Annotated in this window: 16 protein-coding genes and 1 other RNA gene; 8 read left to right on the top strand and 9 right to left on the bottom strand. The window is 46.9% G+C overall.

What is annotated here, in order from left to right:
* Both IE163_RS13860 and IE163_RS13855 read right to left on the bottom strand, forming a co-directional pair.
* Entirely contained in the window at window positions 1-1,377 is a 1,377-nt protein-coding gene (locus IE163_RS13860) for a DASH family cryptochrome (protein WP_189433573.1), read from the bottom strand.
* Window positions 1,374-2,903 carry a cryptochrome/photolyase family protein gene (locus tag IE163_RS13855; protein WP_189433572.1) on the bottom strand — a complete coding sequence of 510 codons (1,530 nt, stop codon included), beginning with the start codon at window positions 2,901-2,903 and terminating at the stop codon, window positions 1,374-1,376. The genes IE163_RS13860 and IE163_RS13855 overlap by 4 nt, the downstream gene beginning before the upstream one ends.
* A 124-nt stretch (window positions 2,904-3,027) precedes the next feature.
* Here IE163_RS13855 and IE163_RS13850 point away from each other — a divergent pair, with 124 nt between their 5' ends.
* A complete protein-coding gene (locus IE163_RS13850; protein WP_189433571.1) occupies window positions 3,028-3,699 on the top strand; it encodes a ZrgA family zinc uptake protein in 672 nt (223 codons plus the stop codon).
* A 156-nt stretch (window positions 3,700-3,855) separates the two neighbouring features.
* Here the strand turns inward: IE163_RS13850 and IE163_RS13845 are convergent, their stop codons facing one another.
* Window positions 3,856-4,401 (bottom strand): DUF3299 domain-containing protein, encoded by a 546-nt coding sequence (locus tag IE163_RS13845; RefSeq protein WP_189433570.1) that lies wholly within the window; start codon window positions 4,399-4,401, stop codon window positions 3,856-3,858.
* Between the two features lie 75 nt (window positions 4,402-4,476).
* On the opposite strand from IE163_RS13845, the gene IE163_RS13840 reads away from it, so the two are divergent.
* Genes IE163_RS13840 through IE163_RS13830 form a run of 3 tightly spaced genes read left to right on the top strand, consistent with a single transcriptional unit; the run spans window position 4,477 to window position 6,941 of the window.
* The gene (locus IE163_RS13840) at window positions 4,477-5,169 is read left to right on the top strand and encodes an ATP-binding cassette domain-containing protein (RefSeq protein WP_189433569.1); all 693 of its coding nucleotides are present in this window, start codon (window positions 4,477-4,479) and stop codon (window positions 5,167-5,169) included.
* Window positions 5,163-6,419: an ABC transporter permease gene (locus tag IE163_RS13835; RefSeq protein WP_189433568.1), complete on the top strand. Its 1,257-nt coding sequence runs from the start codon at window positions 5,163-5,165 to the stop codon at window positions 6,417-6,419. Before IE163_RS13840 ends, IE163_RS13835 begins: the two co-directional genes overlap by 7 nt.
* Window positions 6,420-6,440: 21 nt before the next feature.
* Window positions 6,441-6,941 (top strand): DUF1543 domain-containing protein, encoded by a 501-nt coding sequence (locus tag IE163_RS13830; RefSeq protein WP_189433567.1) that lies wholly within the window; start codon window positions 6,441-6,443, stop codon window positions 6,939-6,941.
* Here IE163_RS13830 and IE163_RS13825 read toward each other — a convergent pair.
* From IE163_RS13825 to smpB, 3 genes are all read right to left on the bottom strand, one after another.
* Window positions 6,856-7,917, bottom strand: a complete 1,062-nt coding sequence (locus IE163_RS13825; RefSeq protein WP_189433566.1) for a metal-dependent hydrolase — start codon at window positions 7,915-7,917, stop codon at window positions 6,856-6,858. The two genes, IE163_RS13830 and IE163_RS13825, sit on opposite strands and share 86 nt — an antisense overlap.
* Window positions 7,918-8,146: 229 nt before the next feature.
* Window positions 8,147-8,506, bottom strand: a transfer-messenger RNA (tmRNA) gene (ssrA, locus tag IE163_RS13820).
* 235 nt (window positions 8,507-8,741) lie between these two features.
* Window positions 8,742-9,224, bottom strand: coding sequence for an SsrA-binding protein SmpB (gene smpB, locus IE163_RS13815; protein WP_189433565.1), 483 nt, complete (start codon window positions 9,222-9,224; stop codon window positions 8,742-8,744).
* Window positions 9,225-9,349: 125 nt separating this feature from the next.
* Between smpB and IE163_RS13810 the strand changes: the two genes are divergently transcribed.
* Window positions 9,350-9,781 carry a type II toxin-antitoxin system RatA family toxin gene (locus IE163_RS13810; RefSeq protein WP_189433564.1) on the top strand — a complete coding sequence of 144 codons (432 nt, stop codon included), beginning with the start codon at window positions 9,350-9,352 and terminating at the stop codon, window positions 9,779-9,781.
* A complete protein-coding gene (locus tag IE163_RS13805; RefSeq protein WP_189433563.1) occupies window positions 9,774-10,199 on the top strand; it encodes an RnfH family protein in 426 nt (141 codons plus the stop codon). Before IE163_RS13810 ends, IE163_RS13805 begins: the two co-directional genes overlap by 8 nt.
* Before the next feature lie 189 nt (window positions 10,200-10,388).
* Here IE163_RS13805 and IE163_RS13800 read toward each other — a convergent pair whose 3' ends face one another.
* From IE163_RS13800 to nadK, 3 genes are all read right to left on the bottom strand, one after another.
* Entirely contained in the window at window positions 10,389-10,748 is a 360-nt protein-coding gene (locus IE163_RS13800) for an outer membrane protein assembly factor BamE (RefSeq protein WP_189433562.1), read from the bottom strand.
* A gap of 94 nt (window positions 10,749-10,842) precedes the next feature.
* Window positions 10,843-12,549, bottom strand: a complete 1,707-nt coding sequence (gene recN, locus IE163_RS13795) for a DNA repair protein RecN (RefSeq protein ID WP_189433561.1) — start codon at window positions 12,547-12,549, stop codon at window positions 10,843-10,845.
* Window positions 12,550-12,634: 85 nt separating this feature from the next.
* Window positions 12,635-13,516, bottom strand: coding sequence for an NAD(+) kinase (gene nadK, locus IE163_RS13790; RefSeq protein WP_189433560.1), 882 nt, complete (start codon window positions 13,514-13,516; stop codon window positions 12,635-12,637).
* 123 nt (window positions 13,517-13,639) lie between these two features.
* On the opposite strand from nadK, the gene hrcA reads away from it, so the two are divergent.
* Window positions 13,640-14,659, top strand: a complete 1,020-nt coding sequence (gene hrcA, locus IE163_RS13785) for a heat-inducible transcriptional repressor HrcA (RefSeq protein WP_189433559.1) — start codon at window positions 13,640-13,642, stop codon at window positions 14,657-14,659.
* Between the two features lie 39 nt (window positions 14,660-14,698).
* Window positions 14,699-15,274 (top strand): nucleotide exchange factor GrpE, encoded by a 576-nt coding sequence (grpE, locus tag IE163_RS13780; RefSeq protein WP_189433558.1) that lies wholly within the window; start codon window positions 14,699-14,701, stop codon window positions 15,272-15,274.
* Window positions 15,275-15,306: the final 32 nt, after the last annotated feature.

The following is a 15,306-nucleotide window of genomic DNA, read 5'->3' as shown; positions in this document are numbered from 1 at the left end:
CTAGTCTAACTCGGTAAACCAGTCCCGACTGTGACTCGCCAGGATACTGCCTGAGCTAGGACGGTGTGCTGCTTTGCCACTAGCAATAATTTCGGGCAATAGTTGCTTTACAAAATCAGCATTTGCATCATAGCTCAGCGCTTGTTTGATAATGTTAAAGGGCCTGGCTTCACTGTTACCATAGCCGGCAATATATGCCCAGTTGCCCCAATTACTGGCCACATCATAATCCAGTAAGCGCTGTTCAAAATAGGCGGCGCCCAAGCGCCAATCTAAGCCCAAATCATGGATCAAATAACTGGCGACATTTTGCCTGCCACGATTACTCATTAAGCCACTTTGATTTAATAAGCGCATGTTAGCATCGACAAAGGGTACGCCAGTTTGTCCCTGACACCACTGCGCAAAACGCAATCGCATTTTTACGTTAAGCTGGGGTGGCAAGAATTGTTTAGGCCCCTTAATCCCATTGGCGCTAAACCAAGCTGTTTGATACTTACGCATTTGCCAGCGAAAAAACTCCCGCCACAATAGTTCAAACTTCAGCCAATAGGTGGAGTCATTTGCAGCAACTTGTTGTTCAAAAAGTTCGATTTGCTGCCACAGGCTCCGCACAGATAAGCTACCCAGTGCCAAAGGGATAGAAAAAAAGCTGGCATAGTTCTCACCAACTAAGCCATTACGGGTTTCTTTGTAATGCAGGATATGTTTTTGCTGCCAAAGATAATGCTCAATACGTTGCCAGCTGGCGCTTTCACAGGCATAAAGTGGGCCGCTTAGTTTTTGACTTTGTGGTAGAGCTGGCGCGAAGTCAGTCAGCTGCTGCCAGCTCTCGCTCAATGTCCAGGCTGTTTCTGGTGAGAGCCATTGCTGTGAACCCGATGGTGAAAAATCGGTTAAAGGGGCACTGACTAACAGCAATGGCTCTAATCTTTTGCGAAAGCTGGTAAACCGATCTGACAGCATGACTAAGTCGGGTCTTAGCTGATTAGCCAATAGGCTATTAGCATCATTTAAGTTTAGTTTAAGCTGGGTCGCCAGTTGTTGAAACAGGTGGTATTCTTCTGGTGCCGTAGGTTCAGCTGCTAACAGCTTTGTTGCCTTGAGACGTTTGGCTAGTTGCAGTAGTTCAGTTGTACTGTTACCAAACAGGGTGACTAACCCAATGTGGTGTTTGGCCAGCTGCTGCTTTAAATCTGCTATCAGCAACATCTGTTGGCGAAGCCGTGTTAAGTTGGCGCGGTGCAAGCCATATTGTTTGCCAAAAAATTGCGTTTTTTCGAGCGTAACCACAGCGCAGAGCTCGCCCGAGGCTTGAGCCAATAACGGATTATCCTTTAGCCGTAAGCAATGGTTTAATAACACCAGCGTGCTCATAACTGCTCCAGATGAATTAATAGCTGCTGTGCTTTAGCGCGAATAGCCTGCTGTTGCTCGTTACCTTTGGCCGACCAATTTTTATACGCCAATTGTAAGCGGGCGTTTTGCCCCAGCGTAGCGCTGTTGCGATCTAAAAAGTCCCAATAGAGTGCATTAAAGGGGCAAGCCAGTTCACCTAAGCTATCTTTGACTTTATAGTGGCAGCTTTTACAGTAATTACTCATGCGGTTGATATAGGCACCGCTGGCAGCGTAAGGCTTAGAGGCTAACACCCCCCCGTCAGCAAAGAGCGCCATGCCCAGCGTGTTAGGTAACTCTACCCATTCGTAGGCGTCCGCATAGATAGCCAGATACCAGTCTGTGATCTCCTTTACACTTAGCCCCGCCAGCAAGGCAAAGTTACCAGTAACCATTAAGCGCTGAATATGGTGTGCATAGCTAAATTCTAGCGTTTGGCTTATGGCTTGTTGCATACAGCGCATCTTGGTTTTGCCGTGCCAATAATAACCAGGTAACGGGCGCTGTGCTTCTAAATAATTGTTTTTGCTGTAGTCGGGCATTTTCAGCCAATATAAGCCTCTGACGTATTCGCGCCAGCCGATAAGTTGCCGAATAAAACCTTCAGCGGCATTGATACTGACCAGACCCGCCTTGTAAGCCGCTTCTACTTTTTGACACATCCAACGCACATCCAATAGACCTGCATTAAGATACATCGAGCAAATGCTATGAAACAAAAAGGGCTGGTCAATTAACATCGCGTCTTGGTAATCACCAAACTTCGCCAGTTGTTGCTCGACAAAGTGTAAAAAAGCTTTACGGGCATCTTTGCCAGTCACCGCATACTGAAAATTTTCTGTGATGCCCGGATGGTCAGCAAAATGCTGATTCACCAGTTTGATAACTTCGACTGTGATCTCCGTGTGCACAAAAGTTAACGGTGGGATTTGTGCTATATCTGGCGGACAGGCTTTGCGATTTTCCTTATCAAAATTCCACTGGCCGCCAACGGGCTGTTGATTGCTGCTCATCAACAAACCGGTATGACGACGCATTAACCGATAAAAATATTCCATCCGCAGTTGCTGCCGATCGCTGGCCCACTGCGCAAACATGCTAAGGCTACAAATAAAACGATCATCTTCCAACACAGAAACCGGCAGCTCGAAGTGCGATTGCCAGTTTAGTATTTCCTGTTGTAACCGATATTCACCGCACTCGGTAATCACAATCTGTGTTATCTGACGCTGGATTAGAGTGAACTGTATTGCATCCGTCATACTCTGAATATTAGGGTGGCTGCCATAATCAATGTAGCAAACATTGAAGCCTTGTTGTCGCAATACTGCGGCAAAGTGCCGCATAGCGCTAAACAACAAAACAATCTTATGCTTATGATGTTTAACATAAGTGGCTTCACTTTGTACCTCTGCCAATAGAATGATGTCATCAGGTGTCGCCTGACGCAGGCTGGCAAGGGCAGGGCTAAGCTGATCGCCTAGTATTACGATAAGTTTTGGCATATACATCTGTTTGATCGAGTGATAGCTACAGTACGGCTTTGAGTACTCACTCAGATCAGCTAGGGCATTGCGACAGTTCAAAAATTAAGTATGATGAGTTAAAAATTATTAGGGGTATTTTCAGATGCAAAAAAGTTTCTCTTTTGCGGCGCTCTCAGCCTTATGGTTAGCTGTTAATGCGCCAGTTGCCGCCCATACCGTGGCCGATTCTAGCAGTCCTGCCCAACAGCATAAGCACCAACATGATAAGCATCAACACGATAAACATACCGATGAGCACAAGCATGCCCAGGCGGAACCGCATACACATCACCACAACCATGAACACGAACACGACCATGACAGTGATTTCACTCAGCTTGGTGCTCATGTGCATGGTGCTGCAACCTTAACACTGGTGTTAGAAGGGAATGAACTGCAGTTAGCGCTGCAATCTGCTGCTTATAATATTGTGGGTTTTGAGCATGCCCCGAGTAGCACTGAGCAAAAGCAAGAAGTGGCTTTGGCGTTAGATAATCTGGCACAAGGAGCTTGGTTTGCTCTGAACCGTGAGGCAAGCTGTGAGATCCAGGGGGGGGATGCTAATACCGATCTTACTGAACCGGGTTACAGCGGGCATGGTGATTTTTATGCCAATATTAGTTTGTTATGTCAGCGCCCAGCGATGTTGCAACAGCTTGATCTGGGATTATTCAGCTTAACCCCGGCGTTAGAAAAAATAGCGGTACAATGGGTGTTGAATGGTAAACAAGGGGCTGCTGCGGCAACCCTAAGTAATAGCGCTATACGTTTCTAAATTGGCGGTTTAGCTATTGCCATTCAAAGGCTATATAGCTATTTTTTAACAAAGTTTTTGACCAGCTCTGATTGTTGCCGTAACAATCTGCCGCAAATAAAAAGTGGTTGCGATTAACACTAAAGCCGGAACTCCCGGCTTTAGTGTGCTCTGATGTTACCAAGTATATTCTTCAACCTTGTCGGCTTTCATACTATAAGCTGCATTGGCTAAATCGTGTGAGATACTGTCGGTCGTGATAGTGCCTGTTATCCAAAACGGCGAGTAAATCATATCGGCTCTCAGGTTAGAGGCACCGCTAACATAAATGATCTGATTTGGTGGTGGTGGCGGCACATGGATACAGGCGCCAAAATAGGGTACTAGAAAGAAACTGGTGACATTTTGTTTGTCGTCAAACTCCAGCGGTACAATAAAACCCGGTATGCGGATCTTTTTATTGTTATATTCTGGTTTTACTTTGGCGGATTGCAGAATTTGCTGCCAAATCTGTGCGCTGGGATCTTCACCATTGTAGTTATCATCAAAGGGCGAAGGCTGGCTATAATCATGTGCTACTTCTGGCATGGCCATTAATGCCTTTAAATCTTCCTCAGGCATTAAATCAGTCCATTCAATGGTTTTAACTTCGCTGGCGTGCAAGCTAAAGGCTAAACATGCGGCCAGCACCCCGGAAAACGCAACAGACAACTTATTGAACATTGGAGCTTCGCCTCTTAATTTTGCATAATAAACAACATTTGTTAGGGCTATCATAGCATGCACAAGGGAGTACCTGTGACCACCAAGCCGAAAATTCCTGCTATTGAACTCAAAGACGTTAGTTTTTGGTATAAGCCAAACAGCTGGCAATTGCAGCTACCCGCTTTAGCCTTAGATCATGGCCAGCATTTATTTATCCGTGGCGCTTCAGGTAGCGGTAAAACCACTTTATTGAATTTACTCTCTGGGATTACCAAGCCAAATCTGGGAGAACTGTGGGTACAGGGGCAACCTTTGCATCAGTTAAGCGCCGCCAAACGCGATAAATTACGTGCAGCTCAAATAGGCGTGGTATTCCAGCAGCTTAATTTAATTCCGTACCTCAGTGTCTTAGATAATGTCTTGCTGCGGGCTAGCTTTGCCGGTAAACCTGGTATCGCACTACAACAACGCGCTGCCGCTTTACTGGAAGCCTTAGGTCTGGACGCGTTGCTGTGGCAGCAACCTGCCAGTGCCCTTAGCGTGGGCCAGCAGCAACGTGTCGCCATAGCCCGCGCTTTACTGACTGAGCCCGCCCTACTTATTGCTGATGAACCCACCTCAGCGTTAGATGCTGATAATCGCGATGCTTTTATGCGGGTACTGTTAGCTGAGGCGGATAAGTGTGGCACTACGGTCATTTTTGTCAGCCACGATCAGCAATTAAAGCAGTATTTTCAGTACGAATTACAGATGGCCAATTTAGCGCAAGGAGTAATGGCATGCTGATGAAATTAGCCAGGCTAAGTTTATGGAACCGCAAGGCCACAGCGTTAATGACCCTGTTGTCATTGACGATTAGCTTAGTGCTGTTGCTGGGTATTGACCATATTCGCAAAGAAGCGCGCAATAGTTTTACCAATACGGTGTCAGGTACGGATCTGATTGTTGGTGCCCGATCCGGCCAGTTAAACTTATTGCTCTACTCGGTATTTCGTATCGGCAATGCTACGGCTAATGTGAGTTGGCAAACCTATGAGCGTATTGCCAAGCATCCGCAAATTGCCTGGACGATCCCCCTATCTTTAGGCGATTCGCATCGTGGTTATCGGGTATTGGGCACTAACCAGAGCTATTTTGAGCATTATCGTTATGCTAATCAGCAAAGCTTGCAATTTGCTGAGGGCAGCCCCTTTGCTGGCGTTTATGATGCGGTGCTGGGCGCAGAAGTGGCTAAACAACTGGGTTATACGCTGGGGCAGGAAATTACCCTGGCGCATGGTATAGGTGCGGTCAGTTTTTCTGAGCATAAAGACAAACCCTTTACCATTACCGGTATTCTGGCGCCCACTGGCACGCCGGTAGATCAAACCGTACATGTCAGCTTAGAGGGGATAGAAGCAATCCATATCGACTGGCAGCAAGGTGCACCGATGCCGGGCCGTCAGGTCAGTGCTGAACAGGCACTGGAGATGGATTTAACACCCAAAGCTATTACTGCCTTTATGGTTGGGCTTAATTCCCGTATGGCGACCTTTGTGGTGCAGCGGCAAATTAATGAATTCCGTGGTGAGCCGTTATCCGCCATTTTACCCGGCGTCGCGCTGGCAGAGCTGTGGCAAATGCTCGGTATGGTAGAGAATATGCTGCTACTTATCACCTTATTGGTATTGGTCGCGGGCTTAATTGGCATGATGACCACTTTACTCGCGTCTATGCGCGAGCGGCAACGTGAAGTGGCCATTTTACGGGCAGTCGGTGCCAACCCCTGGTATCTGTTTTGGCTTATTCAACTTGAAGTCTTGTTGCTAACCTTAATGTCGATGTTTATGGCAGCATTCTTTTTGGTAATAAGCTTGTGGGCGATACAAGATACCCTGGCTGCCAGTTATGGGCTTTTTATTAGCATTACCCCCTTTAGTGTGCAAACCCTGTACTGGGCTGGCGCTATTTTGCTGGCGACCGCTGTGCTAGCGTGCATCCCGGCTTTTGCCGCCTATCGACGGGCATTAACCGATGGGTTAAGTGTACGGTTATAAGTAATAGATATAAGGAAGCGTATGAAATTATTTATGGTTTACCTGGGCGGTACTGCACCGGGTGCCAATATTGAGCTGCATGATGTGCGTTTTGTGGTAGGGAAGACCATTGCCGATACCTATGAACAGTTAAGATCGCAATGGTTTGGTGAGGTGAAAGGTTTGCATTTGGATAGCTATCTAGAGCTAACCGCCATTGACGGCTATCAGCTTAAGCTGGTAGCCGAGCGGCCCGAGCAGCAACAGCAATTGTATTTTGTTAATTTCGGTGGTTATTACCCCGGTAAAATAGCCGAGCAACACGAGTTTATGCTCTGTGTTGCCAGCTCAGCGGCAGAGGCCAAAGCCCGGGCTAAAAAGCTATTGTTAACTGATGCCGATAGCCAACATAAAGATGACTTATTAGAGCTGGATAATTGCCTGCCACTCGATAACGTTAATGGCTATTACATTGCACTGCAGCCGGGCGGCGGCAATCAACCGCAGGTACCTGACTGGTCAGGTTATGAGGTAATTGGTTAAGGCCAGCGGTATGCTGACCACGCAAAGTACGCCAAACCCAGCTTAATGTGTCAGTGAGTTGTAACTCTCTTGGCAGCCGCTGGGTATTCATATCCGCCTGCTCTGGCACAACAAAACTAAAGGCATAGTTTTGTTGTTGCCCCATCCTCAGATCGGTGACTACCACTTGCTCTTGTTCGCGGGCAATAGCATAAAAACCATGGGTAAAAGCGGCTAGCGTTTGGACATTGGGATGCAATTGATATTGCCGATAAAGCTTTTGGTCTAGTGGATAAGCCTTAAAAGTGATCTCAGTATTTTTTTCCAAAATAGAGTAAAACCCTTCATAGTAAGCGGTATCCGTCATCACCAATACTCGCCAGAGTAGCGTATTCATAGCGGTTGGCGTAACCAGTACTTGATTATGCTGGGTGGCACTGAGTTGTTGCTGAGCTGCTTGTATAACATGCTGCTGCGCTGCAACACTCCATAATAAATAGCAACTGGAAAACACTAATCCCGCGGTATTCGCTGCCAGGGAGCGCCGACCTTTTAGCAGCACCCAAGCCAAACCGACCAGCAAGGGTAAGGTATATAGGGGATCAATAATAAAAATACTGCCAATGCCAAAAGGATAATTGCTAAAAGGTAACGCTAACTGGGTGCCGTAAATGGTCATGGTATCCAGCAAAGGGTGCGTCAGTAGCACCAGCAAAATAGCCATTAACCAGCGCTTGTAATGTGCCATTTCGCCATGAACTTTACAGATCAGCAAGGCCAGCAGTGGTGAGACTAGGGTCAGATAAAACAGTGAATGGCTAAAACCGCGATGCTGCACCATATTGCTAAGATCATCACCATAATCAATGAGCACATCTAAGTCAGGTAAGGTGCCGGCAATAGCACCCCATAGTGCAGCCTTTTTCACGGAGGTTTGCCGCCCCATCACCGCAACGGCCACGGCAGAACCCAAAGCAATCTGAGAAAGTGAATCCATGCTAAACCTTTTAAATGGCTACCATTAATCGAAGTTTCTGTAATGTAACAGTGAATATGTCTACTGAGGTTTTTCGTTAAACTTGCCAGAAAAAGCAGCGTATTAAATCACCAAAGCAATATTAGACATCTATCTAGTACTTAGTTCAATGGGATGAAGATCAAATAGATGAGTGAAGGGAGCGTTTTTAAAAAACAAAAGGCCAGCATTGCTGCTGGCCTCTGTTATTTGGTGGAGCTGGCGGGAGTTGAACCCGCGTCCGAAAAACCTACGTCGTCGGTACTACATGCTTATCCAGTTATTTAGTTAACCCTATGAGCGCCAGCTGGCAGGCTATCGTCGGGCGAGTCCGATTGGTTTTAGCATCTTGGCTCCGGACAAAGCCGCCATGCGATCCTGTTAGGGGTGATCTTCCAGAGTCTCAGCTTACAGGCATGCGTGAGGGGAAGAGCTATCTACTGCCTATTAAGCAGCGATTGCGTAGTTTTCGTCGTTTGCGACTAGTTTTTTGCGGCTTTTTTACGAGGCCTACCGCACCTCGGCATGCACCTAAGATTTCGTGAATCCCGTCGAATCCAGAATCAGCCCCGAATTCTGAGGTAAATCACTTACACCTTTAGTGAACCTGCATTGTACGCTGCCAGTTAGCAAATAGCCAGTGGCTTTAAACTGGCTGCATAAACAATGTGCAAGTTACTTACTAAGATGGGCCCTGAAGGCTAAAGTTCAAGGATATTTGTATTTCGCTCGAACGTGCGTTTTAATCTAACAACTTACGGACAATAAGCCTAAGCCGCTGCAATTGCCGGCTTGCGGCAGCAGTATTAGCGCTTAGAATGCTTCATCATCCGCTCTTTCTCGCGTGACCAATCACGGTCTTTAATATCATCGCGTTTATCAAAGCTCTTTTTACCTTTCGCCAGGTGGAACTCTAGTTTCACCCAGCAGGCTTTCCAGTACATAGCCGTGGCAATTAAGGTGTAGCCATCGCGTTCTTTCAAGCCAATAAGCTTTTCTATCTCGCGTTTATGCAACAGCAGCTTACGGCTGCGCTCCGGGTCGCACACTACGTGGCTGGATGCGCTATTTAGTGCTTGAATTTGTGCGCCAAATAAATACGCCTGACCATCATTTAAAATAACATAAGAATCCGACAGGTTTACTTTACCCTGGCGGATACTTTTAACTTCCCAGCCTTGTAAGCTGATGCCGGCTTCAAAGCGATCCTCCAGAAAGTATTCATGGCGGGCTTTGCGGTTTAGGGCAATGGTACTGTTTTGCTTTTTGTTGGTTTGTTTTTTACTCATAATTCACTTTATATAGCTGACAAGCGAGCGTGCTGACCACGGTCAGTGTTAGCTGCTGTGCGCTGCAACTTTGTTGCCTCGCGTTCTTCTGATACAATCTGCAGCTTGATTTAAGGGGAGTGAGTATGCCACAAATTGAGCGCAGTGCCTTGGTTTTTTACAGCGCGCAACAGATGTTTGACCTAGTAAATGGTGTGCCAGACTATCCGCAATTTTTGCCTGGTTGCAGCGCTGCGACTATTGTGAGCCAGTCAACAGATGAAATGGTGGCAAAGTTGCACGTTTCCAAGGCGGGCATAGGGCAATCTTTTACTACGCGTAATACTTTGGTGCCTTATCAACGTATTGATATGCAGCTGGTTGATGGTCCTTTTAAACATTTACGTGGTGGTTGGCAGTTTCAGCCACTAAACGAGCAAGCCTGTAAAGTGGTGTTGCAACTAGAGTTTGAGTTTTCCAATAGATTTGTGCAGTTCGCTTTTGGTAAAGTATTTCAAGAGCTTACCGCTGCCATGGTAAATGCGTTTACAGAGAGAGCAAAGCAGGTTTATGGTTAATAGTAGTGCCGGTGAAGCGGCAAATGACAGAATTACTGTAGAAGTGGCTTATGCTTTGCCAGATAGGCAAGCCTTATTAACGCTCTCGGTAAGCAGTGCGGCCAGTGTTGAGCAAATCATTCAACAATCGGGTATTTTGCAACAATTCCCACAAATTGATCTGCGCGCGCAAAAAGTAGGCGTTTGGAGTCGTCCGGTAAAACTAGTCGATAATGTGAGCGAAGGAGACCGTATTGAGATTTATCGGCCACTGATTGCTGATCCTAAAGATTTGCGTCGCCGCCGGGCCGAAAAGGCTAAAGAAGAAGGGCGGGCAGATAAAACCACAGGTGGACGTGTCGCTGAACAAAAAATGGCTAGTGCAGAGCAAACTAGCGCAGAACAAAATAGCATAGCGAAAAATAATAAAGAGGAATAATGCCGCAAGCTATGCGGTAACAGGCCGCTAAGGTTGCAAAAGGAATGATTGGCGCAGCAGGGCAAAGCTTAAGTTGCCAGGAACACCGCCATAACAGGCGGCGGCGCTTAAATAAGTGCAGTTGTAAGCTCTACTGAACTGGAAACCTGCTAGCAACTGCACTTAAATAAGATAGGCTAAACGGTAGTTTTAGATATCCAGTGGCGTATCAAAGTCGGCACTCTTATCAAAATCACCGCTAATATCCACTAAGCGATCATCTTTAAACTCGACCACTAAACGCTTTTCAAAATTATTACCACGGCCGCCTTTTAACGCATAAAAATAATGCCAGGTATCGTTATCAAAAGGGTTTGCGGCAACGGGGTTACCCAGTACAAAGATGACTTGTTCTTTGGTCATAGCGACACGTAGTTTATCTACGTCTTTTTGTTCTAAAAAGTTACCTTGGGGAATATCAATCCGGTAAACCCAGCTACTACATGCGCTAACTGAGCTTAGTATCGCGATTAAAACTGCAATTTTTACTACTGCTTTCATAGATGCCATCAATGTTAAGTGTCAATTCTTAGTGAATAGCGCCATCATACCCTATGATAGCCCCGCAGAAAAACCCTGTTTAGAGGATATAGCCAAACCAATTTTATGATGCACTAAAATCTGCATCTTGAGGTTGTTTGGGTATTGGCGCACATAAAAGTTCCCGGGCATTCGCTAAGGCATTAGCACTAATATTCTCACCGGCCAGTAAGCGGGCAATTTCCTGAATACGCTCTTCATCGGTAAGTTGGCGCATCCGGGTTTCTGTGGCCTGGCCGTCGGTATATTTTTCGACAAACAGCTGTTGATGGCCCTGGCTTGCCACTTGTGGTAAATGCGTAACACAGATAATTTGCGTGCTTTGCCCAAGCTGGCGCAATAAACGGCCAACGCCGGCTGCGACAGGGCCGCTGATCCCAACATCCACTTCATCAAAGATTAGGGTTGGGGTGGTGATTTTATCTGCCAGTATTACTTGTATCGCTAAGCTGATCCGGGAAAGCTCACCACCAGAGGCTACTTTACTTAACGCTTGCAAGGGTTGGCCTGGGTTGGTGGAGACATCGAAGCTGATCAAATCCAAACCATTCGCACTGCTCTGAGCCAAAGGCAGGCTCTGCACATTAATAGCAAAGCGGGCATTGGCCATGCTAAGTTCGTGCATATTTTCGCTAATTAGGATGCTTAATTCTGCCGCAGCCTTTGTTCGTGCTGTGGTTAAACTCTCTGCGGCTGCCTGATACACTTTTGCCGCTTGCGCTATGCCCAGCTCCAGTTCGCTTAGTCGGCTGTCGCAATCGGTAAGCTCTGCTAATTGTTGCGCTAGCTGTTCGTGCAAGGCTGGCAAGCCTTCATAGCTTACCTGATGCTTGCGGGACAAGTTAAGCCATAAGCCTAAGCGTTCATCAATCCATTGCAGACGTTCTGGATCGAGTTCTACTTTATCAGCATAACGGCGCAGCTCACGGCTGGCTTCTTCGGTTTGCATCAGGGCGTCATTCAGCATTTGTTGCACATCGGTAAGGGCTGGATCAAGCTGAACTAACTGTTCTAGTTGCTGGCTTACCTGCGATAACGCTCGGTAAATGGTTTGCTCTTCACCATCGTATAATTGCTGCAAGCATTGCTGGCTGTGGCTAAGCAGAGTACTACCATGACTTAAGCGGCTATGTTCTGTTTCTAACTGACTAAACTCATCGGTTTGTGGCGCAAACTGATCTAATTCGGCGACCTGGTATTCCAATAGCTGACGCTGGGCATCGCGTTGTTGCTGCGATTGTTGCAGCTCGGCGTACTCTTGTTGCAGCTGTTGCCAGTAGCGATAGCTTTGCTTGGTTTGCTGCAGTAACGCGGGCTGGGCGGTAAAGGCATCTACCAGTTGGCGTTGATAATCGGCTTTTTGCAAAAGTTGATGGGCATGTTGGCCATGAATCGCCAGCAGATATTGTCCCAGTAACTTAAGTTGTTGCGCCGGTACCTGTACGCCATTGATATAACCGCGGGAACGGCCCTCAGCACTAACCACTCGCCGCACTATGCACTCATTACCCATCAACAGATCTTGTTGCTGTAGCCAGTCTTTTGCTGCAGCCAGCTTACTGATATCAAAGGTTGCGACTACATCGGCTTTATCAGCGCCCGGGCGCACTACGCTGGCATCAGCGCGTTCACCTAAGCAGAGGGAGAGTGCATCAATAGCAATAGATTTACCGGCACCGGTTTCGCCGGTAATGGTAGACATACCGGGCGCCCAGTCAATTTCCAGCGCCCTTACTATGGCAAAATTACTGATATGAAGATGACACAGCATAACCCGCTCCGAATACTGTTTTTAGTTACAGTGTAAATTTATACAGTAATTGCGGGTTTTGCAAGCAAGCAACGTAGAAAATTTTTTAATAAAGCTTACTGCCCCAGCCCAGCTTATTGCGCAGCACATGGTAGTAGCTGTAACCCGGTGGGTGCACTAAGCGCAGCGGGTTGGGATGTTTGCGAATATAAATATCATCGCCGGGCATCACCGCCAGAATAACGTGGCTATCACAGCTGATTTGTAAGTGGGCGTCGTTGGTCTCGGCCACTTTTAGGCGGATTTCGCTATTGCCCGAGACCACCAAGGGTCTGCTACTTAGGGTATGCGGAAACATCGGCACCAAACTCATGGCATCCAGATCTGGGGTTAGAATGGGGCCGCCGCCTGAAAGTGAGTAGGCGGTAGAGCCGGTAGGAGTGCTGATAATAAGGCCATCAGAGCGCTGACTAAATACAAACTCGTTGTTGATATAGGCTTCAAACTCAATCATATGCGCCACTTTATCGGCATGCAATACCGCCTCATTAACGGCGCTATTGCTGCTTTTAATACTGCCATGGCGATGGACCGAGATTTCCAGCAGGTTACGTTTTTCTGTCACAAAGTTGCCGGCCAACACTTCTTTTAAGGGTTGTTCAAAATTCTCGGGCGATAAATCGGTTAAAAACCCCAGATTGCCGCGGTTTACGCCCAGCACTGCCACATCAAAGCGCGCTAATACCCGTGCTGCACCTAACATATTGCCATCGCCACCGACCACAATAGCCAGATCACAGGTTTTGCCAAGATCCACTAAATCCAGCACTTCTGCACCGGCCAGTTGCAAGCTTTGTGCTACCCGCTCTTCGACATAGACGCTTAGCCCTAACTTTTGTAGAAACTGATAGAGGCTAGCCAGTGTTTGATTAGCACCGGTATGGTGGGGTTTGCCGATCAGACCGATTTTGGCAAAAGCATAACTCATAATGATGTAATTCCTTTGATAGTCGTGATTAGTATATGGCAGCCTTGGCAACTATAAAATGCCTACTTGAATTAATTAGAAAAAGCCCCATTTCCATTAAGACTTTTTATAAGAGTAATATTGATGGTTGTGGCACTAAGCAGGACAGAACTGATTTTAAAGCTGATTGTTGAGCAATATTTGCTGGACGGCCAACCGGTCTCATCAAAGCTAATTGCGGAGCATCAGGCTTTGGCAGTCAGTTCTGCTACAGTGCGCAATACTATGGTGCAATTAGAACAGCAGGGGCTTATTCGCTCGCCACATACTTCAGCGGGGCGAATACCTACTACGGCTGGCATCCGGCTTTTTATTGATAAAATGCTGCAGTTAGAGCCCCTTACGGATAAATGGCAGCGTGAATTGACGACCCGCTTAGTGCCGCAATTGCCGGTGTCTTTACTGTGTCAGCAAGCAGGGCAATTACTGGCTAACTTAACGGGCTGTGTCGCTATTATCAGTGCACCGAAGGCTGCCGGGCGGGAGGTGCGGCAAATTGATTTAGTGCGTCTGGCCAGTGATCGCTTATTGCTGGTGGTGATCGATGAAGACGGTGATATTTTACACCGGGTGTTAAATTGTGAGCAAAGTATCGATACTGCGACTTTAAGCAAGGTGTTGTGTTTACTAAATGCAGCCTTGGCTGGTGATCAGTGGCAAGACGGTATTGCCCGTTTGGGCAATATGTTAAAAACAGAAACGGGCTTAACTCAGACATTAATTAGTAAGGTGCTGGGTCAGCTTAGTCTGGATGAGTTTTTACAGCATCAGCCACTTATTTTTGGTCAACATCAATTGTTGTTAACACCTGACTATCAAACCAACCCCGCCTTGCAGCAAGTGGTACAAATGTTAGAGCAGCCTGCAGGTTTAATACAATTATTGCAAGCGGTAACACAAGACGATAAGCCAAAACTTATCTTGGGCAAAGAATCTGGCTTTGTCGAGTTAGCGCAGCTGAGTGTTATCGCGCAAAGCTATCAGTTACTACCTCATCGTTTTATTGCACTGCTTGGCCCGCGGCGGATGAATTATGCGCAATTAATCCCATTGGTAGAATCCTGCGCTGCGCAATTAAATTTAAACTTGAATCGGCAGAATTGATCCCCATAATACCCCTACATTAATTGGAGTATTGTAACAATGACTGAGCAAAATAAGCCTTCCGAGCCTGTAGAAGAACTAAATCCAGCCGCCAGCGATGCCAATGCTGACACGGTTGAGTTGTCGTCTGAGCAAAGCATTATTGCCAAACTGGAAGAAGAATTGGCGAAAAGCCAAAGCCAGCTAGCCGATCAGCATGAGCTGATGCTGCGCATTAAAGCCGAAGCTGAGAACGCCCGTCGTCGTGCCAGCCTGGATGTCGAAAAAGCCCATAAATTTGCCCTGGAAAAATTTGCCGGTGATTTACTGCCGGTGGTGGATAACCTGGAGCGGGCCCTGTCTTTTATCAACCGCGAAGATGAAGCCTTTAAAGGCGTTATCGAAGGGGTTGAACTGACCATGAAGAGCTTCTTAGATACAGTTGCCAAATACGGTGTAGTACAAATTGACCCAGCTGGTCAGCCGTTTAACCCTGAGCAACATCAGGCGATGAGTATCCAACCGTCAGCGGATGTTGCGCCAAATACCGTGACCTTTGTGATGCAAAAAGGCTATGAGTTAAATGGCCGTTTATTACGTCCTGCCATGGTGGGTGTATCAAAAGCGCCTGAGTAATAGCTTTGATATCAGCTTGGCTTACAACAAAA

Source organism: Alishewanella longhuensis (assembly GCF_014653435.1).
Classification (GTDB): domain Bacteria; phylum Pseudomonadota; class Gammaproteobacteria; order Enterobacterales; family Alteromonadaceae; genus Alishewanella; species Alishewanella longhuensis.
Note: the sequence above shows the minus strand (reverse complement) of the source record. Positions and strands in the feature narration are given on the sequence as shown.